Here is a 20,880-nt window from a genome sequence, read left to right as displayed (position 1 = left end):
GTCACCAGATGTTCCCGGCGCCGGGGCTGTAGCTGGCGCTCACCACGGCGTTGGCGATGAGGGTGTCGGTCTGCACCACACCGGAGAAGCGGCTCATGGCGGCGTTGACGGAGACCATGGACGCGTTCACCTCCACGTCGGCGCCGGCGTTGACCGTGACCTTGGCGCTGCTGGTGATGCTGATGCCGTCGGCGGCGAGCTTGACCTCGTCGCCGTCGCGGTTGATGCGCACCTCGCCGGCGCCGTCGTCGATGACGACGCTGTGGCCGGACGGGGTCTGCACCGTCACCCGGGGGCCGTCGCCGTCGTCCAGGCGCACGACGCAGCCCCGCGGCGTGCGCAGCAAATAGTGCTCGTCCAGCGGGTCGGCGTCCTCCGGCGGGGTTCTGGCGCCGTGCCAGACGCTGCCCAGCACCAGCGGCTGGTCAGGGCCGACGAAGGCCACCACCACCAGCTCGTCCACCCGTGGGATGCAGGCGACGCCATAGCCGCCGCCGGCGCCGAGCGTCACCACCGGCGCCCAGAGCGCCAGTTGCAGCGAGACCAGGTTGACGCGGATGCGCCCCCGGTCGTCGGGGTCGGCGGTGTCCGTCACCACGGCGTAGTGCAGGGCGTCGAGCGCGCCGATGCCGTGCAGGTTCATGCCGCACCCCCGCCCGCATCGCCCCAGCCGCCGCGGCGGAGCTTCAGCCGCGCGCGGTAGCCGCTGCCGGTATCGAAGCTGTGCACGCAGTGGCTGACGCCCCAGGTGCCGGCCATGCGCGGGGAGACGTTCTCGAGCCGCACCTCGCGGCCGGCGCGCAGCCGCGGGTCGCCGGTGCAGACCACCTCGCCGCTGCAGAAGACGCGGGCGCGGCGCTCGAAGTGGCCGCGGGCGTAGGCGCGGGCCAGCGCCGCGGTCGCCGGCCAGGGCCGCGGGACGATCTCCGCGCCGTCCCAGCCGAGGGTGCCGAGCAGGTCCGCCGCGCTACTGCCGGCGGGTGCGGGCTCCAGGCGGTCGCGCTCGCCGGCGACCGCGCTGCCGGCGCCGAGGTCGAAGCCGTTCACCGCGCTGCGCGTGGGCTGGTGGGCGAGGTCCGCCAGCAGCCGCGCGGTCATGGCGTTGTCGGCGGTATCCAGGGTGATGGGCGCCGGGTCCGGCTCCTCGGCGCGGGCGCGCAGCACGCCGTTGTGCATGCGCAGCGCAATGCCGAACGGCCCGATCACCCGCAGCAGGAAGGCGAGGTCGCTTTCGTTGAGCTGGTGCCAGTCGCTGGCGGCGTCGGAGACGGCAACGTCGTGCGCCAGCCCGGCGCGCTCGGCGACCGCGCGCAGCAGGTCGTCCACCGTGGTGGCCGCGTAGACCCGCGGCGCGCGGGCGCGGCCCAGGCGGTGCAGCGGGTCCTGGAGCAGCAGCACCAGCCGCGGGGCGCCGTCGCCGTAGCGCTCCTCGATGCCGGTGATCTCGCCGTCGAAGACCCGCAGCGCCGCATCCTCGCCGAAGCCCACCTGCACCCGGTCGCCCAGGGCGATGTCGGTGAAGCGGAAGTCCGGCGCCGAGTCGTCCGCGTCGGCGCCGAAGAAGTTGAGCAGCAGTTCGCCGTGGGCCATGCCGTGCAGCGGCATGTTCAGCGTTGCCGCCTGCAGGGCGTCGGCGAGGTCCGCGCGCTCGGCATCGCCGACCTTGAGGCGGGGGCGGGCGCTGCTGTAGGCGGGATCAGGCATGGGTCATCACGTCGGCGGGCGCGTGGGCTCAGTCCACCAGCAGGCGCGCGCGGCGCTCGTCGGCCAGGGCCAGCAGGGTCAGGACCTCCTGCTCCGCGGGCGTGACCGGCGTCACGCTTGCCAGCGGGTCCGTGGCCGGCGCCGGCTCGCCGCCGGGCTCGATGTCCAGTTCCAGCTCGTCGATGAGGATGGGCATAGTGGGTCTCCGGTCAGTCGAAGCCGACGCTGGTGGCGGCGGAGGCGCGGGCGCCGGTGGATGCATTGGCCGATGCATTGGCCGACGCATTGGCCGACGCATTGGCGGATGCGCTGGCCGAGGCGCTGGCGCTGGCGCCCGCGGATGCGCCGGCGGATGCATTGGCAGATAGGCCGGCCGATGCCCCGAGGGATGCACCGGCCGAGAGATTGGCCGACGCCCCCAGACCCGCGCCGCCGCCGAGCCCGGCGGACAGCGACGGCCCGGAGACGCTGAGCGAGGCACCGGCGAGCCCGCCGCCGAGGCTGGTGCTGGCGCTCGCCGACAGCCCGGCGGCCGAGAACGCCCCGGCGATGCCGGTGCCGATGGACGCCGAGGCGCCGAAGCTGAAGCCCGCGCCGGCGACGCCGGCGCCGGCCTTGAGCGACAGCCCGGCCGTGCCGCCGACCGCCGCCGCGGCGTCCACGCCCGGCAGGCTGAGCGCGCGGCCCAGCGCATCGCGCGGCGACTCCAGGCCGTTGAAGGCGGTGTTGCTGCGCCAGTCGGTGCTGGGCGCCGGTGGGCTCCAGTCGGGCGGCGCCGTGCTGAGGTCGGCGAAGGTCGGGTCGCTGCCGCTGGCCGCCGGCGCGGCCGTGCCGGCGCGCGGCACGTAGCGGTCCTGCTGGAGCTTGAGCGCGACGGTGGCCCGCAGCGGCACGCCGGTGGCGGAGAAGAAGTCCAGGGTCTCGTCCATGCTCAGCATCAGCCCGACGAACTCGAAGGCGCCCCACTGGAACAGGCAGCGCGACGGCGCCTTCAGCTTGTTGCCCGCGGGCACGGGCTGCATGAAGCGCTCGTAGATCTGGCGCGTCTCAGCGCGCACGTCGTCGCCGCTGGCGCTGGTGTCGAACACCAGCTCCGCGGTGAGCGTGCCGGCGCTCTTGTCCAGGTATTGGGCGGCGTTGCCGTTCTTGTTCTTCTCGTTGGCGGACAGGGAGTTGGCCAGGCTCACCTTCAGGCTGCTCGGATTGAAGTGCACGTCGATGGCCCGGTTCGGATCACCGTGGTCCGTGGGGCCGCTGACGGACAGGAGCTTGGCGCGGGTGGGGTCTGGCATGGCGCTGTGGCGGCTGGTGAATGTCAATGACTCACGGCACAGGACGCTGCAGCTCCAGCCCCTCGTGCACCAGGTGCAGCTCCTCGATGGCCACCTGGTTGGCCGTCGCGGACAGGTCCGGCCCCTTGAACTTGATGGGCAGGGCATTCAGCAGCGTCCACTTCATGATGGTGCGCGGGCGTGGCGGCACCGGCGGGCTCGCGTCCGGCTGCGCCGGGTCGGCGTTGCCCTGCACCTCGATGACGCCCACCAGGCGGTAGTCGTAGTTGGCCTGGCGGCTCACCACGTCGAACCAGGCCCACAGGTCGTTCACCGTGGTTACGCCGCGCTTGAGGATCACGGTGGAGAACTTGGTGCGGCCCGGGAGCTGGATTTCGCCCCAGTTGCGCCCGCCCTCCTGGAGGGTCTTGGGCTCCATGGTCAGCTCCAGGCCGCTCACCTCGCTGAAGGCGCCGGCGCAGAGCACGTTGCTGGTGCGCCCGGCCGCGGCGGCCAGGGTCGCCTGCGCGGTAGGCGCGGCGGCGTCGGCGGCGAACAGGGTCACCTTGAAGCGGAAGGGGATGAAGTGCTCGATCACGGCTGCGCTCCTGTCGCCATGCCCATCAGGCCGCCGCGCGGGCAGTGCCTGCCTGCGGGCCACCGGTGACCCACTCACCGGCACGGTTGACGAAGGTGAGCCGCAGCCGGTCCAGCGGGAATGCCGGTGCCAGCTCGATCTCGAAGCCCAGCACGCCATCGCCGGCACGCCCCGCCGGCCGCAGCGGGCGGATCGTGAAGGCGTCCTCGGGCCTGGCGCCGCGCAGGGCGCCGCGGTCGTGCAGGGCGCGGAAGAAGCGCTCCAGCAGCAGCGCCACGCGCGGGTCGTCGGGGTCGGCGTCGAACACCAGCGCCTCGCCGAGGCGGCGCAGCCGGCGCATGAGCCAGCCGAGGAAGCGCTGCACCTCGCCGGAGCGCCAGCCGGCGGCATGGGCGCCGATGGCATCGGCCGCGGGCAGCGCCGGCACCAGCAGGCGCTCGTCGTCCAGCCGCAGCACGCCCGCGCTGCGATACAGCACCCCCACGCCGGGGTGCTCGCGCAGTGCCACCACCAGCTCCCGCGGTGTCGGCGGGTAGGGCGTGCCGGTGCTGGAGAGGGACACGCCGGCGGCGGAGCGCCAGGGGCCGAGCCGCGCCGACACCGCGGCCTGGGCGCCGCCGACGGCGCCGCTGGGGCTGCGCAGGCCCTGGCGGTCGTCGCGCAGGTAGGGCCAGAGCAGTTGCAGCCGCCGCGCCGCGGACCAGCCGCGAGCGGCGCGCGCGCCCAGGTCGGCGAGCAACACGGGGTCGGGTTGGGGCTCGCGGTTGACGCCGCCCGCCGCCAGCGGCAGCGCGAAGAGGCATTGGAGGTCCGGCCGGTAGCCGGCGAGTGCACCGGCGATGGCGTCGAGGATGGTCAGCGTGCTCACGGGTGGCGCCGGCGTGAGCATCTCCGGGGCGTCGCGGCGCTCGCGGTGGCCGTCGTTGTACTGCGCACTGCACGGCAGGAAGCTCGGCGCCGGGTTCGGCAGCCGCACCCGCGCAGGGCCCGCGAGCTGCGCCGGCACCTGCAAGCGCTCGAGGTCCGGTAGCGCCAGCAGGCCGATGTCCGGGATGGCCAGCGCCAGCGCCAGCCCGCGCAGGCCGAGCGGCTCGTGCAGGGCCAGGCGGCCGCCGGTGGCTCCGGTCGCGCCAAGGTCCGCACTGGTGCCCGCACCGGCTTCCGCCGCGAGCGCGTCGCTGCCGAGCCCGAAGAAGCCGCCGCGGCCCTCGGCCTCGGGTACGACGATGAGCCACAAGAGCTCGCCGCCGTTGGCGAACCAGTCGTCCACCGCCCGCGGCAGCCAGGCGCCGGCGCCGCCGAGCTTGCTGGCATAGCTGGTGGGCGCGGTGCGGGCGTTCGGGAAGAGGTCGTCCAGCTCCGCGGCGGAGCGCAGCGGCAGTGGCAAATGCTGAAGCGCGGCGAGCCTGTCTCGCGTGGCGTCATCGAGCTCCGCGGGCAGGTCCACCGGCGGCGCGCCGGGGAGCGGATGGGCCGCGTCCAGGTAGTCCACCGCGCGGCCGAGCCCGATGCCGCGCAGCGCCGCCCGGGCGGGCTGGCGCAGCCGCTGCGGGCGCACAGCACCCGGGCAGTGCCCGATAAAGCACGCCGCGAGCACCGGCTCGGCGCTGCCCGCCGGGCGTGGGGTCAGGCTGACTCTGCCGCCCATGAGGTCCATGATCGCTGCGAGCCCCTACGCCTGCTGGATGGTCTCCACCGCCAGCACCAGCTCCTCCATGGCCACGTCGGTGCCGCCCTTGGCGGTGAGCGTCGGGCCGGTCCACTTGATGGGCATGGCGCCGATGAGCCGCCAGGACACGACGGTCTGGCTCTGGCTCTCGTCCTGCAGGCGCACCTCCACGTTGCGCTTGGCGTCCACGGCGCCGCCGCGCACCTGCTCCAGCCACTCGTAGATGTTCTGGGCGCCGATGACGCCGCGCTTCAGGGTCACGTCGCCGGCCTTGTGGATGCCGGGGATCTTGGTGACGTAATTCACCGGCACGTTGCCGTTGCGGTACTCGGCGACGGTGACCTCGGCGTTGAGGCCGGACACCTCGGCGAAGCCGCCGGCCACCTCGGCCTCGGTGCCGTCACCGAGGGCGACCAGGAAGTTGAAGGCGGAATAGGGGGTTGGACGCTGGACGGGCATGGCAAGGGGCCTCAAATAACGGGGTTGCGGCGGTTGATGCTCGGTTCAGGGAATTACGCGGTTGCCTCTCAACTCTTCAACGCCGCCCGCGGCGCTGATCCGTGTCACCTTGGAAGCCGACACTCCGGCCGACACTCGGACCGTGGGTCGCGATGGCCGGAGTGTCGTCCTCCAGGGCGACACTTGCTCGCGCCGGACAGCGAACGGCATCGACAATTCCAAGGCCGTGCACGAGTCCCTTCCGCTAAGCATCAGCAGTCTTCTGCCCGATCCGGAACACCACGAACTCCGCCGGCCGCAACGGGGCGACGCCCACCAGGCACACCAGGCGGCCGTTGTCGAGGTCGTTCTGGGTCATGGTGCTGCGGTCGCAGCGCACAAAGAAGGCCTCCTTCGCCGAGCCGCCGAGCAGGCGCCCGTTGAACCACTCGTTGTAGAGAAACGCCTCCACGGTGGCGGTGACGTTGGCCCAGAGGCGCTCGCCATTGGGCTCGAACACCACCCACTGGGTGGAGACGTCGATGGAGCGCTCCAGGTACAGGAAGTAGCGGCGCACGTTGACGTACTTCCATTCCGGGTCGCTGGACAGGGTGCGTCCGCCCCAGACCCGGTGGCCGCGCCCGGGGAAGGAGCGCAGGCAGTTGATGCCGTTGGGATTCAAGAGCTCCTGCTGAAAGCGGTTGATGTCCTGCGCAAAGCGCAGCGCGCCCAGCACCACCTCGTTGGCGGGCGCCTTGTGCACGCCGCGGGTGACGTCGGTGTTGGCGTAGACGCCGGCGATGAAGCCGCCCGGCGGCACCGTGATGGTAGGGCGCCGGCCCGTTGGGTCCGCGGTGACCACCCAGGGGTAGTAGAGAGCGAGCCGGGAGTCGTCGAAGTTGGCGGCGAAGTCGCGTACCTCGGACAGGGCCATGCCCTCCTGCGGGTCGACGATGCCCACCCGGTAGCGCATGCGCCGGCAGTGCGCCTGCATGGCGGCCACCACCGCCTGGTGGCTGTCGGCGTGGGCGGCGGCGGCGGGGGTCATGACGATGGCGATGTCGTCGATGTCCTCTAGCGCGGCGAGGCCGGTGCTGCCCTGGACCTCGTCCACCTCGCCGGCGTAGTCGGTGCTGCCGGGTACAGCGCCGTCGCTGCCGCCGGTGAGCCGGATCAGGTAGCGCGGGCCAGTGAGGTCGGTGGGCGGCGGGTTCAGGAAGTCGGACTCGAACAGCCCCTCCAGCGCGCTCAGCACGTCGTCGCCGGTGACGGCCACGGCGCCTGGGTCGCGGGTGTCGGCGATGGTGCAGGCCACCGGTGAGGTCAGCGCATCCAGCCGCCGCTCCGGCGTCGCGGCCATGACGGTCTCCATGCTGGTGTCGCCGCCGGGGGCCGTGGTCATGCCGGTGTAGCTGTAGAGGATCTCGCCCTGCTCGCCGTCGGCGTCCGCCAGGCGCACGTCGATGTCGAAGGCGCGCTTGACGATGACGGCGGAGGCCGCACCCGGCGCGGCCGCCAGCGCCGCCAGGCGCAGGGTGACCGGCGCCGTGACGCCGGGGTTGACCGGGTCCGCGGCGATGGTGAGCGTGGAGCCGGCGGCGTCGATGGTGCCGCGCAGCCGGGTCAGCGCGCCCCAGTGGTCGGCGCCGGTGAAGTCGGACAGGTCGGTCTCGGCGGTGAAGGCGATCTCCGCCGAGGTGCCGTCGGCCAGCGCTCCGCCGGCGGGTTGGCGGGCGTAGACGCGGGTGAAGGTGGCGGACGCGGCGGCGGCGACGCCGGCGCGCATGAGCTGGCCCTCGGTCTCGCCGTCGGGCGCGAGCTGGTCCGGGGTCGTGGTGCCCGATGCCGCGGTGATCTCGGCCAGGTTGTCGACGATGACGTAGTGGTCGCCGTTGCGCCTCACCAGGCCGCGAAAGCTCATCGGGAAGCGCGCCGGCGGCACATCGCCGGCGACGCCGGTGGCGCGGACCTCGGGCGGCAGGCCGGTGGCTTCCAGGAACACCACCTCGCCCTCGTCGGGCACGTTGACGCGCTCGCGCTTGAGCAGGTTCTCGCTGTCGCGCCAGCGCAGTTCCAGGGTCAGGTCCCGGGCGCCGGGGAAGCGGCCCTGGAAGCCGACGATGCCGGCGTCGTCCGCGGCTCCGGCGAAGTCGGCGCTGCTGCCGGCGCCCTGCGCGTCGGTGCCGTTGACGCCGGCGGCGACGCGGGCCACGTAGAGCTGCTTGCCGCCGTTGTCGAAGAAGGCGCGGGCGGCGATGGCGGTGTGGTTGAGCACCGCCTCACCGTCCAGGGTCAGGTCCTCGGCGTCGCCGTAGGTGCGCAGGAAGTCGGCGAAGCTGGTGCAGACCTCGGGTTTGCCGCGCAAGGGGCCGGTGCGCGTCGGGCCGACGATGGCGGCCACGCTCGTGCCGACGCCCTCGATCGACTTGGAGCGGAAGCTGACTTCCTCGACGAAGACGCCAGGGGCGAGATACTCGGGCATGGCCTTGTGCCTCCTTCAGGGTGCGGCAGCGAGCGGATGTGGCTTGGGGTCGTGCGGCTTATGCGGCGGGGGTCACCGCCAGGTGATCGCGGCCGGTGGAGTCGATGCGCTTGACGCCGCCGGGGCTGATGTCGAGCGCCAGCGCCGGCGCGAAGCCGAACGGTGCTGCGACGGCGCCGATATGCATGGCGTCGAGCCCGGCCACCGGCGGCGCATCGGCAGCGGCGCCGACGGGCGCCTGGATGCTCAGGCTCGCGCCGTAGTGATCGACGCCGTCGGAGAGCGGCGGCAGCCGGCGCAGCAGCAGCCGGAAGTCGCCGTTGGCGTCCGCCTGGGCGACGAAGCTGCGCACCTGCGCCGGGTTGTCGGCATCCGCCGGCACCAGGGTGACGTCGAGCCGCAGCAGTGCCCAGCGTGCCGGCTGGCCATCCAGCGCCGGGTCGCCGGTGGCCTCGTACCTGAGCGTGCCCTCCAGCACGCCGCCGGCGCCGGTGTCGGGCCCGCTGGCGGTGTGTGCGCCGAAGGGCGAGCGATACAACAGCAGCGGCTGTCCGGCGCTGCCGGTGACGGTCAGATCGAAGCGCAGGGGATTGAAGCGGCCGGTCGGGTCCGCGGCGGTGCCGGCGATGCGGTAGGGCGTGAGCGTCGGCCGGGCAAGTTCGGCGTGATCGGCCTCGCCCCGAATCATCGGGCCGCTCGGGCGGCGCCAGAGCACCAACCGGCCGGGCTTGGCCAGCCAGCGCAGGTCCCGCGGGTGGCTGGTCAGGGTCACCGCCAGCGGGTCGCGGATGCTGCTCATGGTCTCGGTGTCGTCCGGGTCGCCGGTGGTGGCGTCGAGCCACACTAGCGCGCCGTCGGCGTGCAGCAGGTTGGTCTCCAACACACGCAGGCGCGGGGCCATGGTCACACCACCCCTGTCGGGAAGACCCGCGAGCGCACCGGGCCGTGGCTCGTGTCGTCCGGGTGCAGGCGCAGTTGCAGGGTGCGGATGACGTAGGCGGCGGTCAGCGTGAAGTCGGCGTCGAGTCGGTCCCAGATGCGCATCTGGTCCTCGATGCTGAGATCGTCCGGGGCGATGGTCGCCTGCTCGGCGCTGCGCCATTCGGCGTCGTGCTCTTCCAGCGCGGCGAGGTCCAGCAGGGGCTCGTTGGCGATCTCCAGCATGGCCCAGGCGAGCAGGTCCGCCTCCAGCGAGGCGCTGGCGGCGTTGGCGATGAGCAGCAGGTGCAGGTTCACCGGCAGTTCCCGATCCGGTGCATGCACGCCCGCGCCCGGCGGCGGGGTGCGCCGGTTGTGGCCGTGGGGGTCCACGCCGATGCGATACAGATAGAGCCCGAGCTGATTGCCACTCAGCGGCTCGGCGAGATCGGCGCTGCCCAGAATGGACACACGCGCCGTGGTGGTGCCGCTGCGCCAGGCGTCCGGCAGCCGGGCGTCGAGCCGGTCGGCCAGCGCCGCCATCGCACCATGCACGCCTTGGAAGGAGGCCATCGCGGTGGACCTCAGGCGCTGCCGCCGCTGCCGCCGCTGCCGCCGCTGCCGCTGCCTTCGGCCGAAGCGCCCGCGTCGGTGGCACCGTAGACCAGCTCGCCGCCCGGGGTGCGGCCGCTGCGCACGCGGCCCTGGGTCTCGAGCTGCTGCAATGCCTTCTCCACCATGCTTCGCGTCTCCAGCAGTCTCTGGCGGGCGATCCACCAGCGGGTGATGCCGTCCACCGTGTCACGCGCCCCCTGGTTGGCCTCCAGGTAACGGGCGATCTGCTCCGCCAGGGCCGCCACGGCGGCGTTGTCATCGCTGCTCATGTGCTGCGCGGGCTCCTCGACGGGCGGTTGTGACCAGTCAGCAAAGCGGATGCCAGGTCAGGAAGATTCGGCAAATCAGTCTGTTAAGCGGTCTCCGCCGGCGCCGCGGGCGCTGGGTGGGTGCTGCAAGACCCAGCGCGGTCGCGGACGACGGCCGCCGGCGGCGGGCGCGTTGCCGGCGAGGTTTGCGTAAGTGGCCGATCACGGGCGGGAAAATCAGGCGGCATGCCCAGCGTGGCGCGCGCCATGTCCGATGGGTCGCGGCAACACAGCGCCCGGGTCATCTCGGACCCACCCGGGTCGGCGAGGACCCGGCCACCCATGTCACGCTTCGCTATCGCTCAGCACGACCTACGGCGCCCGGATGGCATGCTTCTTCAGCAGCTTGCCGAGGGCGCGGCGCTCTTTGTCCGCTCGGCGGGCGGCCTCGGAGACGTTGCCGCCGGTGGCGCGCAGCAGCGCCGTGAGATAGCTGCGCTCGAAGGCCTCGATGGCGCGCGCCTTGGCCACCGCGAAGGGCTCGCCCGGTAGCGTGGACCCCTGGGATGTGTCCTGTGGCTTCGCATCTGCCGCAGCGGGCTGCGGGAAGAGCGCGGGGCCGTCCGCGAGCAGCACGCTGCGGTGGATGAGGTTCTCCAGCTCGCGCACGTTGCCCGGCCAGTCATGGCCCTCCAGCATCGCCAGCGCGCCGGGCGCGAGCGCCTTTCGCGCCTTGCCGTACTCGTCGCAGAAGCGCTTGACGAAGTGCTCCGCCAGTAGGCCGATATCCCCGCGGCGCTCGCGCAGCGGCGGCAGGCGCAGCGACAGCACGTCGAGCCGGAAAAACAGGTCGGCGCGGAACGCGGGGCCGGCACTCAGCGCGCGCAGGTCGGCGTTGCTGGCGGCGACGACGCGGGCGTCGGAGCGCAGCGCGCGGCTGCTGCCGAGCGGGCGGTACTCGCGGTCCTGAAGGAACCGGAGCAGCGCCGCCTGCGCCTTCGGCGACAGGGCCTCGATCTCGTCCAGGAACAGCGTGCCACCGGCGGCCGCGCCGATGGCGCCGGTGCTCGCGGTTCTCGCATCGGTGTAGGCGCCGCGCTCGTGGCCGAACAGCTCGTTCTCCAGCAGGTGGTCGGGCAGGGCGCCGCAGTTGACGGGCACGAAGGGCCCGCCGGCGCGCGGCCCCAGGTAGTGCAGCGCGCGGGCGACCAGTTCCTTGCCGGTGCCGGTCTCGCCCTCGATGAGCACCGGCGCGGCGCAGGGCAGCATGCGCCCCAGCGCCCCCATGGCGTGGGTGAAGGCCGGCGAGCGGCCGATGAGGTTCAGGTCCGCGAGGGTGCCGCGCAGGGTCGGATCGAGGCCGTCGTTGCCGGTGGCGGCCGGCAGGCGCCGGCACAGGCGCGCGAGCCGGAAGGCGAGCTCCGCGTGCTCGCAGGGCCAGCGCACGCAGTCGCAGCAGAGGTCCGCCAGGCGCTCGTTCCAGCAGCGGGCATCGCCGCTCAGCACCGCCAGCAGCGGCGTGCCCTGGCGGCGCCTGAGATCCTGCAGGGCGTCGAGCATGGTCAGATCGACGTCTTGCGCGAAGATCGCCACCGGCAGCGGGGAGGTCTCCTGCGCGGGGGGCGCGAGGGAGCGGTCGCGCACGCGGAAGCCGAGACCGGCGCAGGCGTCCGCGAAGCTCGTGGCAGCCGCGCCGCGGGCGGCCAGCAAGATGAGGGACCTGTCGGGCATTAGGGCGCTCCGCGTGGCTGCGGTGCCGCGGGCGCCCTTGTTCTTGTCGGGGTCGGCGCCGGCGAGCCGAATCAGGAAGCACGCCGGGGTGGGGTAGGCTGCACCGCCGATTCGCGATGCGGACCTCTACCATGCCCCCGGTGTGCGACCCCGCGCCCGTGCGGCAACGCGAGGTGCCATCAGTCTTCGCGCCGCGGACCCGGGCCAGACAGGGGCAACCCTAAGGGCGGTGATACAAGCGGGTTCTCGCGGCAGTGGGCGCGGATTATGGCGGTACCCCTATTAAATTGCCAGGGAATACCTGATTCGTGTTACCGCTGTGACGCCGGGCGGTGCATCCCGGGCGACCGGGGGCGGGTGCGATGGCGGCGTGCACCCGGGCTTGCCAATGGCACGACTGGCGGCACGACTGGCGGCATGGACGGAAGCGGGTTACTCAACGTAGCGAAAGTCGTGTCGGTCGCAAGCTGCCGCCCCGGGGGTTCTGAAGCGGAACTACGAAATACGCGAAAAGCGCGAAAGGGCCCGCGCTCGTGACTCATCCGCCCCCTTTCGCGTGTTTCCGGCATTGCGCAGGAGGGTGGATGAAGCGAAGCGCATCCACCGCAGTCAAGACGGTGGATACGCTCCGCTTCATCCACCCTACGATGTTCACATTGTTTCTGAACCGAGACTTAGTAAGCTGTGCGGCCAGCACGAAAACCCCGAGTCAGGAGATCCGATGCCCCATCCCGATTCTGCCGCGGTGGCCGCGATGCGCTTGGCCGGCGCGTCTCGGTGGACACGCTGGTGCCTGCTCCGCAACGGGGGTTGGCAGCGCGCCGCCGGCCTCGCCGGCACCCTTGCCGGCCGGACGATCCGCGCCATGCGCCGGCGGCTTGAACTGGTCTGGCGCCCGGCGATGGCTCTGGCGGGGGTGGGGCTGGGCCTGCTGCTGCTCGGCGCGCCGGCGCTCGCCGACGACGCATCCACCGCCGCGGGATACGTCGGCAGCGCGCGTTGCGGCACTTGCCATGCCGGCGAGTTGGCCGCCTGGCAGAGCTCGCACCACGACCTAGCCATGGCGGAGGCGACTGCCGCCAACGTCCTCGGCGACTTCGACAACGCCGAGCTCACGGCCCACGGCGTCACCACCCGGTTCTATCGCAAGGGCGACGAATACTGGGTCAATACGGGCGGCCCGAACGGCAAGCCGGCGGACTACCGCATCGCTTACACCTTCGGCTGGACCCCGTTGCAGCAGTACCTGGTGCGCTTCCCCGGCGGGCGGCTGCAGGCCCTGGGCATCGCCTGGGACGCCCGGCCGGCGGCGGAGGGCGGCCAGCGCTGGTTCCATCTTTATCCGGACGAGCCCGACTACGGCCCCGACAACCCGCTGCACTGGACCAATCGCGACCAGACCTGGAACTACCAGTGCGCCGAGTGTCACTCCACCGGCCTGCGCAAGGGCTACGACCCGAACACCGACCGCTACGCCACCACCTGGGCCGAGATCGATGTCGCCTGCGAGGCGTGCCATGGCCCCGGCGCCGCGCACGTGGGGCAGGCCGAGGCCGTCGCCGCGGGCAACGCCGGCGCCTGGGATGCGCACAAGGGGCTGGTGGTGGACCTGGCCGATCGCGACAACCCCACCTGGGCGCAGGACCCGGCCACGGGCCTGCCGCGCCGCGAGCCCGCGCGCGGCGGCCATGCCGAGGTCAACGCCTGCGCCCGCTGCCACGCGCGCCGCGGCCAGCTCCATGCGCCCTATACGCCGGACGCACCCCTGGCGGACACCCATCGTCTGGCGTTGCTGGGGGAGGGGCTCTACTACGCCGACGGGCAGATACAGGACGAGGTCTTCGTGCACGGCTCCTTCATCCAGAGCCGCATGTTCCACCAGGGCGTCACGTGCAGCGACTGCCATGATCCGCATTCGCTCACGCTGCGCGCGCCCGGCAATGCCGTCTGCGCCCGCTGCCACGCGCCGGCGCGCTACGACACCAGCGCGCATCACCACCACCCGCTGGGCGACGGTGCGCGGGCGAAGGGCAGCGGCACCGCCTGCCTGGACTGCCACATGCCGGAGCGCAACTACATGGTCATCGACGCCCGCGCCGACCACAGCCTGCGCATCCCGCGGCCGGATCTGTCTGTGGCCCTCGGCACGCCCAACGCCTGCACCGGCTGCCACACCGACCAGACGCCCGCCTGGGCGGCCGCGCAGATCGACACGTGGTACGTCAATCCCAAGCGCCCGGCGCACTACGCCACCGCGCTGCACGCCGGCCGCAGCGGGGCACCGGACGCACCCGCGCTGCTGGCGAAGCTGGCCGCGGACCGGGACGCGCCCGCCATCGCCCGCGCCACGGCCGTGGACCTGCTCGCCGAGCAACCCGAGCCGCTCGACCCGGACCTGCTGGAGGGCCTCGCCGGCTCGGCGTCCCCGCTGCTGCGCGCCGCCACTGCCCGCGCCCTGGAGCGCCTGCCGCCGGACGCCGCGCTGCGCATCGGCCTGCCGCTGCTGGACGACCCGACGCGCCTGGTGCGCATCGACACCGCGCGGGCGCTGGCCGCGTTCGCGCGGCTGGAGGCGAACATCCCCGGTCGCGCATCGCCGCTGCGCCGGGCGCTGGCGCCGGCGCTCGCGGAGTACCGCGACGCCCAGCTCACCAACGCCGAGCGCCCGGAGGCCTGGCTCAACCTCGGCGTGCTCGACAGTCTGCTCGGCGACGCCGCGACGGCCGAGGCCGACTACCGCAAGGCCCTGGCGCTGGAGCCGGGCTTCACGCCAGCGTACGTCAACCTGGCCGACCTGGACCGGGCGCTGGGCCGCGACGACGACGGCCGCGCGGTGCTGGAGCAGGGCCTGAACCACTCACCCGACGACGCCGACCTGCTGCACGCGCTGGGCCTGCTGGAAATCCGCGCCAAGCACCTGCCCGCCGCCGCCGAGCTGCTGGGCCGAGCCGCTGAGCAGGCCCCCGAGCGGCCACGCTACGCCTACGTCCACGCCCTGGCCCAAGAGGCGGCCGGCGACCCGCGCGCGGCCATCGCCACCCTCACCGCCGCCACCGACCGCCACCCCAACGACCGCGACATCGCCCTCGCGCTGGTGAGACTCAACGCCAAGGCCGGCGACCGCGACGCCGCCATCGCCTGGTGCGAGCGCTACCTCGCCCGCTTCCCGGACCCGGGCGGGCAGGTGGCCGCGCTGCTGGCGCGGCTCAAGGACACTGGCGGCTAGGCCGCAAGCGCGGCCAAGATCATCAGCCCGTCCACCCCCGTGGGAGCGCCGTCCCCGGCGCGACTCCCGTGGGAGCGCCGTCCCCGGCGCGACGGGCGCCCGGTCGCCGCGCTGAAGTCGTTCCCCCACGGCGAGCGCTTGGTCGGAGTCGTGATCAACCCAGAAGGCGCCTCCAAGCCGAAACGGCGGCCTCAGTGTCGCGGACGGGCATTGCCACTTGGCAAGTCGAGCGCCGCGAGCGCGAGTGCCCGTCGCCGCGGCGGTGTCGAAGGGCGTAGGCGTAGGGACGAACCTCATCTAATTTCAGCTCGCAAGGCAGTAGGTCATGAAGAAAGAGCATGGTCACAGCGTTACCGCAAAGGGCGCTAAGGGTAAATGGTGACCCTCGGTTCCTGACCCTCGGTTCCCCGTGATTGGAAGACCTGATGGTAGACCCATTTTTGCACACAAGAGCTGCCGCACAAGAGCTGCGCGGGTAACGGCTACTTCAGGCGCGCCGGTGTGGGAGCGCCACTGTCTTTTGTGGCGCGATGGGGGCTGGGAGTCTGGTCACGGCTTGGCAGCGACTCGGGGCGTGGTGGGCTGCTTGGCGCCGGTCGCGGCACCGAGAGTGCCGCTCCCACAAGAGCTGCTCCACAAGAGCTGCTACGCCGAATGCTTGCCCCGTCTCTCTACGGTGGAATGCACTCTGCGGCGCTAGGTGCCTTGGGGGCGCTGCGGATGTCAGGGAGCCCGCTCTGGAGCAGAGCGTCTCGAGTGCGGAGCAGCGTCGCCTGCGCAGAGCGCCGGCAGGCGAGGGTCGCCACTGGAGCGGTGTGACCAGGCACGCCCGAACCGCTACTGCGGCGCGTTTGCTCGCCGCCGGCCACGGCCACATGTGTTGCGGGTGAGAAGAGATTGACCGAGCGGTCCGACGCGCTCGGCTTGGTTCGCGCAGTTTCGGTATGGCCGTCGCGCGCCGCCGGCATGGGCCGGCAGCGGGCGGCGGCCGCGGGCGCTCGCCGTCACCACCGTCACGAGGATTTCGCCAATCATGTGCAAGCTCTGCATCCCGCTCGCACGCCCACTGCTCGCGGCCGCGCTGCTCGCCATCGGCACCACGGGCGCCACGGCGGCCGCGGCGCGGGCGGACGACGACGCCGGCAATGAGGCGCGCCTGCTCGCAAATACCCGCCAGCTCATCTTCGAGGGCCGCCGCTCCGGCGAGGGCTACTTCAGCGCCGACGGCCGCCAGATGGTGTTCCAGAGCGAGCGTGCGCCGGGGAATCCCTTCTACCAGATCTATCTGATGGACCTGGAGACGGGTGACACGACACGCATCTCCCCCGGCATCGGCAAGACCACCTGCGGCTGGATTCACCCTGATGGCGGGCGGGTGCTGTTCGCGTCCACCCACGAGGACCCGGACGCGCTGGCCGCCCAGCGCGCGGAACTGGAAAAACGCGCGTCCGGCCAGGGCAGCCGCTACTTCTGGAGCTTCGACCCGGCCTACGAGATCTACGAGGCGGACACGGATGGGAACCTGCTGCGGCGGCTGACCCACGCGCGCGGTTACGACGCCGAGGGCTCCTGGTCACCGGACGGCAGGACCATTCTGTTCGCGTCGAATCGCGATGCGTATGCGCGGGCGCTGTCCGCCGAGGAGCGCAAGGCGCTGGCGGAGGACGCCTCCCGGTTCATGGACATCTATGTCATGGACGCCGACGGCGGCAACGTCCGCCGACTCACCGATGCCCCCGGCTACGACGGTGGCCCGTTCTTCAGCGCCGACGGCCGCCGTATCGTCTGGCGCCGGTTCGACCTGTCTGGCCGCGTCGCCGAGATCTGGACCATGAACGCCGACGGCAGCGACCAGCGCCAGATCACCCACCTCGGCGTCATGTCCTGGGCGCCGTACTTCCACCCGAGCGGCGACTACATCATCTTTTCCAACAACGCCCGGGGCTACGGCAATTTCGAGCTCTACATCGTCGATGCCGAGGGCCGCTCGAAGCCCGTGCGGGTCACCTTCACGGACGGCTTCGACGGCCTGCCGGTGTTCACGCCGGACGGCAAACAGCTCGCCTGGTCCAGCGCGCGCACCCCGGGCGGAGAGCCGCAGATCTACATCGCCGACTGGGACGATGCCGCCGCCCGCAAGCTGCTCGGTCTGCCGCCGGCTGCAAGCCAAACGCCGGACGCTGCCACCGCGCCGGCGGCGACCAGCCCGGAGATCCGCCCGGAAGACCTGGCGACTCATGTCCGCGCGCTGACCGCCGCCCCCATGGCCGGCCGCCTCACCGGCACCGAAGGGGCCAGACTCGCCACCGATTACGTGGCCGCCGTGATGGCCCGCATCGGCCTCGCCCCCGCCGGCGACCTCGGCGGCTGGTTCCAGCGCTACCGCTTCACGTCCGGCGTCTCGCTCGCGGACGGCAATCGGCTGACGCTGACCAGCGGCGACGGTGCGGCGGTCCAGCTCGCCGCCGACCGCGACTGGCGCCCGCTCGCGTTCTCCGGCACCGGCACCGCGGCGCCCGCGGGCGTCGTCTTCGCCGGCTATGGCATCGTCGCACCCGGTGACGACGAGCACGCCGCCTACAACAGCTATCGCGACCTGGACGTGAGCGGCCAATGGGTGCTCGCGCTGCGCTACCTGCCCGAGGATGTCTCACCGCAGCGGCGCCAATACCTCGACCAATACGCGGAGCCGCGCTTCAAGGCCATGGTCGCCCGCGAGCACGGCGCCCGCGGGCTGATCCTTGCGAGCGGGCCGAGCGCCCGGGTCAAGCATCAATTGATTGCGCTGGAGAACGAGGCCGGCGCCGGCAGCGGCAGCCTGCCGGTGATCTCGGTCACCGATGCTGTGGCGCAGCAGTTGCTTGACGCCGCGGGCAAGAAACTCGCCGACGTGCAGCGGGCGCTGGACGCGGGCGAGCCGGCGGCCGGCTTCGCGCTGCCTGGCCCGCGCCTCGGCGCCGACATCCGGTTGCACCTCGAGCACGCGACGGACCGCAACGTGCTCGGCCGCCTGGTGGCGGGGGGCTCACCGAGCGATCAGGTGGTCATGATCGGCGCCCACGCGGATCATATCGGCACCGGCATCGGGCTCGAATCGCGCGATCCCGACGCCGGCAAGGTGCACCCCGGCGCCGACGACAACGCCTCCGGTGTCGCGGCGCTGCTGGAGATTGCCGAGGACATGGCCGCGCGGCGCGCCCGCGGCGAGCTGGCGCTGAAGCACGACATCGTGTTCGCGGCCTGGACCGGCGAGGAGCTCGGCCGGCTCGGCTCCTCGGCGCTCGTCGAGCAGCTCGCCGACGGCGGCGACGACATCACCGACCAGGTGCTGGCGTATCTGAACATGGACATGGTCGGGCGCCTGACTAAGCAGCTCAGCGTTCAGGGCGTCGGCTCCAGCCCCTTGTGGCGGGTGGAGCTGGAGCGCGGCAACGCGCCGGTGGGTCTGCCGCTGCGGTTGCAGGAGGACGCCTACCTGCCCACCGACAGCACCTCGTTCTACCTGGCCGGGGTGCCGGTGTTGAGCTTCTTCACCGGCGTGCACGCCGACTACAACACCTCCCACGATACCGCCGACCGGCTGAACTACACGGGCCTCGGCCGCGTCGCCCGCCTAGTCGACCGGCTCACCGCGGCCGTGGCGAGCCGCGAGGAGGGGCCCGAGTACGTGGCCCAGGAAAAGCCCGGCACCGGTGCGAGCCGCGCGCATCTGCGCGCCTACCTCGGCACCATCCCGGACTATGCCGGCAACGAGGTCAAGGGTGTGCTGCTCGACGGTGTCGCCAAGGGCGGGCCGGCGGAGCGAGGCGGCCTGCGCGCCGGGGACGTCGTCGTCGCCGTCGCCGGGCGGCGCATCGAGAACATTTACGACTACACCTATGCGCTAAACGCGCTGAAGCTGGACGAGCCGGTGACGGTGACGGTGCGCCGCGGTGGGGAGGAGCGGAAGCTGAGCGTCGTGCCCGTGGCGCGGGAGTAAGCGCTCCTCGTGACAGCTCTCTGCGGTACGACGCATCCCCTGGCGGTGCGGGTGCGTTACGGAGCCCGCTCCGGAGCACGGAACCCTCGGGTGCCGGGAGGCATCATCAGTACCCCGCTTCAGCCAACTTTGCAGGGCGCCGACCCGGGTGGGGCCGGAACCCGAGAAGCTGGTCGAAGTTTCTGCTCGTGGTCGTGGTCGTGGTCGGATACTCGACAACGACAACGACAACGACAACGAAAGCAACGTAAGGAGAAACGCTGCACTGGAGCGCCAGCAGACGGGTCAAGCATTGGGGCGTGGGAGCGGCGTCCCCGCCGCGATTGCGGACAGGGGCCGGCGCCCATCGCGGCGGGGACGCCGCTCCCACAACGCATGTGGCGACGCCTGGCGCGCCGTGCTCAGCCGTCCTTGCCGAGCAAGAGCCCCGCGATGAGCCGCTCCACCGGCGCATAGTCATCGGTAAGAACGGGGATCTGATCCGGTGGGGTGCCGAAGGCCATGATGTCCTCGGTCATGCGGCTCCAGGCCCGGCGGAAGCCGCGGCGGGCGAGGACGGTCTTCGGCAGCCGTGGGCCATTGCTGGCGGTGACGATGAAGGTCACCCGCTCGGCGTCCGGCACCCGGTCCATCCAGATGTCTACGTGCCGGAATTGGGTTTCCAGGGTCTTGGCGATGGCCTTGATGAGCCGAGGGTCCGGAAAGGCGTCCACTACGTTCATCAGGTACAGCCCGTCCGGGCGGAGGCGCTCGTGCACCAGTGTGGCGAATTCGGCCGTCACGAGGTGGAATGGGATCGCGAGATCATGGAAGACGTCGCCGACGATCACATCGAACGCGCCGTCGGCGTCCGCCAGTGCCAAGCGCGCGTCGCGGTGCTCGATGGTCATGCCCGCGGGCGCTAGTCCCAGGGACTCGGCCGCGGTGAGGGTCACCATGGGGTCCAGCTCGGCGACGGTTACGCTGGAACTCGGGCTCAGCGCCTGCACCGCCCGCGGCTGGCTGTAGGCGCCGCCGCCGGCGAAGAACCACGCGAGTCCATCGTCGTAGCGATCGGCGAACTGCGCATGGGCCAGTTCGTCGAGACCGTGCACGTAGGGTGCGATGAGCAGGTCCGGCTCCGCCAGGTCGTTGATACCGTGCAACAAGTGGTCCAGCACTAGGCCGCGGGCGGCGCCGGGCGGGGCCAGCTCCGGCTGCTCCACCACGCGGATGCAGAAGTAGGCGCTCTCGCGGTCGCAGGCCGGCGTCAGTGCGCCGCGCAGCGCCACGAGCCCGCCTGCCGCGAGTCCGACCACGGCGACCAGCCCCAGCACCGCCGGCCGATTGCGGCGCAGGAAGGGCAGGGCGAGGGCGAGCAGCGCGAGGCCCGCAGTCAACACGACGACGCGGGTGCCGAAGCTCTGCACCAGCCAGTAGCCGGCGGCGAATGTGCCGGCGATGCTGCCCAGCGCGGCGAGCGCGTGCATGCGCCCCACCACGTGCCCGGCGCGCGGATCCAGGCGCAGCGCCAGCGTCGTCAGGAGCGGCGTCACCACGCCGATGAGCGCCGCGGGTACGAAGAACAGCGCGGCCGCGAAGGTGAAGCTGGCACTGAGCAGCGACAGCCCGTTCTGCTGCACCGTGGCGCCCAGCGGGTCCAGCAGCGTGAGGCTCGCCAGGCAGTACAGGCCGCCTGCCGCCAGGACCCAGCCCACGCTGCGACCCGTGGCGCCGCTGTCCGCCCAGACGCCCCCGAGCCAATTGCCCAGTGACAGGCCCGCCAGGATGACGCCGATGATGGAGGTCCAGGTATACAGCGACACCCCGACGTAGGGCGCCACCAGCCGGCCGGCAACGATCTCCAGCACCAGCAGTAGCGCGGAGCTGAAGAACACGGTGGCGGTGTAGCCCCAGAGCGCGCGGCGGGCGGCTGCGGCCGGCAATGCCGGCCACGGCGGGTCGGGCGGTGGCGTGATGGTGTCGGTCATCGGCCTGAAGGTCCTGTGCAAGGGAGAGTTC

General features: G+C 72.2%; 15 protein-coding genes. 2 read left to right on the top strand and 13 right to left on the bottom strand.

Going from position 1 to position 20,880, the window contains the following annotated elements; all coding sequences use genetic code 11:
- Window position 1: 1 nt before the first annotated feature.
- The 12 genes from LJE69_RS16620 to LJE69_RS16565 all read right to left on the bottom strand — a co-directional run bounded on the left by LJE69_RS16620 (window position 2) and on the right by LJE69_RS16565 (window position 11,674).
- Window positions 2–643, bottom strand: coding sequence for a phage baseplate assembly protein V (locus LJE69_RS16620; protein ID WP_296927141.1), 642 nt, complete (start codon window positions 641–643; stop codon window positions 2–4).
- Window positions 640–1,704, bottom strand: coding sequence for a phage late control D family protein (locus tag LJE69_RS16615; protein WP_296927140.1), 1,065 nt, complete (start codon window positions 1,702–1,704; stop codon window positions 640–642). The genes LJE69_RS16620 and LJE69_RS16615 overlap by 4 nt, the downstream gene beginning before the upstream one ends.
- 28 nt (window positions 1,705–1,732) lie before the next feature.
- On the bottom strand, window positions 1,733–1,900 hold the full coding sequence (locus LJE69_RS16610; protein ID WP_296927139.1) for a hypothetical protein: 168 nt from the start codon (window positions 1,898–1,900) through the stop codon (window positions 1,733–1,735).
- Window positions 1,901–1,913: 13 nt separating this feature from the next.
- Entirely contained in the window at window positions 1,914–2,996 is a 1,083-nt protein-coding gene (locus tag LJE69_RS16605) for a hypothetical protein (protein ID WP_296927138.1), read from the bottom strand.
- A 31-nt stretch (window positions 2,997–3,027) separates the two neighbouring features.
- Window positions 3,028–3,573, bottom strand: a complete 546-nt coding sequence (locus LJE69_RS16600) for a phage tail protein (protein ID WP_296927137.1) — start codon at window positions 3,571–3,573, stop codon at window positions 3,028–3,030.
- A 25-nt stretch (window positions 3,574–3,598) separates the two neighbouring features.
- On the bottom strand, window positions 3,599–5,221 hold the full coding sequence (locus LJE69_RS16595) for a hypothetical protein (RefSeq protein ID WP_296927136.1): 1,623 nt from the start codon (window positions 5,219–5,221) through the stop codon (window positions 3,599–3,601).
- A gap of 24 nt (window positions 5,222–5,245) precedes the next feature.
- Window positions 5,246–5,701, bottom strand: coding sequence for a phage tail protein (locus tag LJE69_RS16590; RefSeq protein ID WP_296927135.1), 456 nt, complete (start codon window positions 5,699–5,701; stop codon window positions 5,246–5,248).
- A 244-nt stretch (window positions 5,702–5,945) separates the two neighbouring features.
- Window positions 5,946–8,162 carry a phage tail sheath subtilisin-like domain-containing protein gene (locus tag LJE69_RS16585; RefSeq protein ID WP_296927134.1) on the bottom strand — a complete coding sequence of 739 codons (2,217 nt, stop codon included), beginning with the start codon at window positions 8,160–8,162 and terminating at the stop codon, window positions 5,946–5,948.
- 58 nt (window positions 8,163–8,220) lie between these two features.
- Complete coding sequence (locus LJE69_RS16580; RefSeq protein ID WP_296927133.1) at window positions 8,221–9,063, bottom strand: carboxypeptidase regulatory-like domain-containing protein; 843 nt, start codon at window positions 9,061–9,063, stop codon at window positions 8,221–8,223.
- 2 nt (window positions 9,064–9,065) lie between these two features.
- Complete coding sequence (locus LJE69_RS16575) at window positions 9,066–9,653, bottom strand: DUF4255 domain-containing protein (RefSeq protein WP_296927132.1); 588 nt, start codon at window positions 9,651–9,653, stop codon at window positions 9,066–9,068.
- An 11-nt stretch (window positions 9,654–9,664) separates the two neighbouring features.
- A complete protein-coding gene (locus tag LJE69_RS16570; RefSeq protein ID WP_296927131.1) occupies window positions 9,665–9,964 on the bottom strand; it encodes a hypothetical protein in 300 nt (99 codons plus the stop codon).
- 351 nt (window positions 9,965–10,315) lie between these two features.
- Window positions 10,316–11,674, bottom strand: coding sequence for a sigma 54-interacting transcriptional regulator (locus LJE69_RS16565; protein ID WP_296927130.1), 1,359 nt, complete (start codon window positions 11,672–11,674; stop codon window positions 10,316–10,318).
- Window positions 11,675–12,395: 721 nt separating this feature from the next.
- Between LJE69_RS16565 and LJE69_RS16560 the strand changes: the two genes are divergently transcribed.
- On the top strand, window positions 12,396–14,900 hold the full coding sequence (locus tag LJE69_RS16560; RefSeq protein ID WP_296927129.1) for a tetratricopeptide repeat protein: 2,505 nt from the start codon (window positions 12,396–12,398) through the stop codon (window positions 14,898–14,900).
- Between the two features lie 1,033 nt (window positions 14,901–15,933).
- Entirely contained in the window at window positions 15,934–18,879 is a 2,946-nt protein-coding gene (locus LJE69_RS16555) for a M28 family peptidase (RefSeq protein WP_296927128.1), read from the top strand.
- Between the two features lie 401 nt (window positions 18,880–19,280).
- Here the strand turns inward: LJE69_RS16555 and LJE69_RS16550 are convergent, their stop codons facing one another.
- The gene (locus tag LJE69_RS16550; RefSeq protein WP_296927127.1) at window positions 19,281–20,849 is read right to left on the bottom strand and encodes a fused MFS/spermidine synthase; all 1,569 of its coding nucleotides are present in this window, start codon (window positions 20,847–20,849) and stop codon (window positions 19,281–19,283) included.
- Window positions 20,850–20,880: the final 31 nt, after the last annotated feature.

The sequence above is a fragment of the Thiohalocapsa sp. genome (assembly GCF_022340605.1).
Classification (GTDB): Bacteria; Pseudomonadota; Gammaproteobacteria; order Chromatiales; family Chromatiaceae; genus Thiohalocapsa.
This window is presented reverse-complemented; position numbering and strand designations above follow the sequence as displayed.

What these genes read in the sequence shown, in the direction of transcription:
- LJE69_RS16605 (WP_296927138.1), bottom strand. Translation starts at nt 2,996, where the DNA reads ATGCCAGACCCCACCCGCGCCAAGCTCCTGTCCGTCAGCGGCCCCACG.
- LJE69_RS16615 (WP_296927140.1), bottom strand. Translation starts at nt 1,704, where the DNA reads ATGCCTGATCCCGCCTACAGCAGCGCCCGCCCCCGCCTCAAGGTCGGC.
- LJE69_RS16575 (WP_296927132.1), bottom strand. Translation starts at nt 9,653, where the DNA reads ATGGCCTCCTTCCAAGGCGTGCATGGTGCGATGGCGGCGCTGGCCGAC.
- LJE69_RS16590 (WP_296927135.1), bottom strand. Translation starts at nt 5,701, where the DNA reads ATGCCCGTCCAGCGTCCAACCCCCTATTCCGCCTTCAACTTCCTGGTC.
- LJE69_RS16570 (WP_296927131.1), bottom strand. Translation starts at nt 9,964, where the DNA reads ATGAGCAGCGATGACAACGCCGCCGTGGCGGCCCTGGCGGAGCAGATC.
- LJE69_RS16580 (WP_296927133.1), bottom strand. Translation starts at nt 9,063, where the DNA reads ATGGCCCCGCGCCTGCGTGTGTTGGAGACCAACCTGCTGCACGCCGAC.
- LJE69_RS16555 (WP_296927128.1), top strand. Translation starts at nt 15,934, where the DNA reads ATGTGCAAGCTCTGCATCCCGCTCGCACGCCCACTGCTCGCGGCCGCG.
- LJE69_RS16585 (WP_296927134.1), bottom strand. Translation starts at nt 8,162, where the DNA reads ATGCCCGAGTATCTCGCCCCTGGCGTCTTCGTCGAGGAAGTCAGCTTC.
- LJE69_RS16550 (WP_296927127.1), bottom strand. Translation starts at nt 20,849, where the DNA reads ATGACCGACACCATCACGCCACCGCCCGACCCGCCGTGGCCGGCATTG.
- LJE69_RS16610 (WP_296927139.1), bottom strand. Translation starts at nt 1,900, where the DNA reads ATGCCCATCCTCATCGACGAGCTGGAACTGGACATCGAGCCCGGCGGC.
- LJE69_RS16620 (WP_296927141.1), bottom strand. Translation starts at nt 643, where the DNA reads ATGAACCTGCACGGCATCGGCGCGCTCGACGCCCTGCACTACGCCGTG.
- LJE69_RS16595 (WP_296927136.1), bottom strand. Translation starts at nt 5,221, where the DNA reads ATGGGCGGCAGAGTCAGCCTGACCCCACGCCCGGCGGGCAGCGCCGAG.
- LJE69_RS16565 (WP_296927130.1), bottom strand. Translation starts at nt 11,674, where the DNA reads ATGCCCGACAGGTCCCTCATCTTGCTGGCCGCCCGCGGCGCGGCTGCC.
- LJE69_RS16560 (WP_296927129.1), top strand. Translation starts at nt 12,396, where the DNA reads ATGCCCCATCCCGATTCTGCCGCGGTGGCCGCGATGCGCTTGGCCGGC.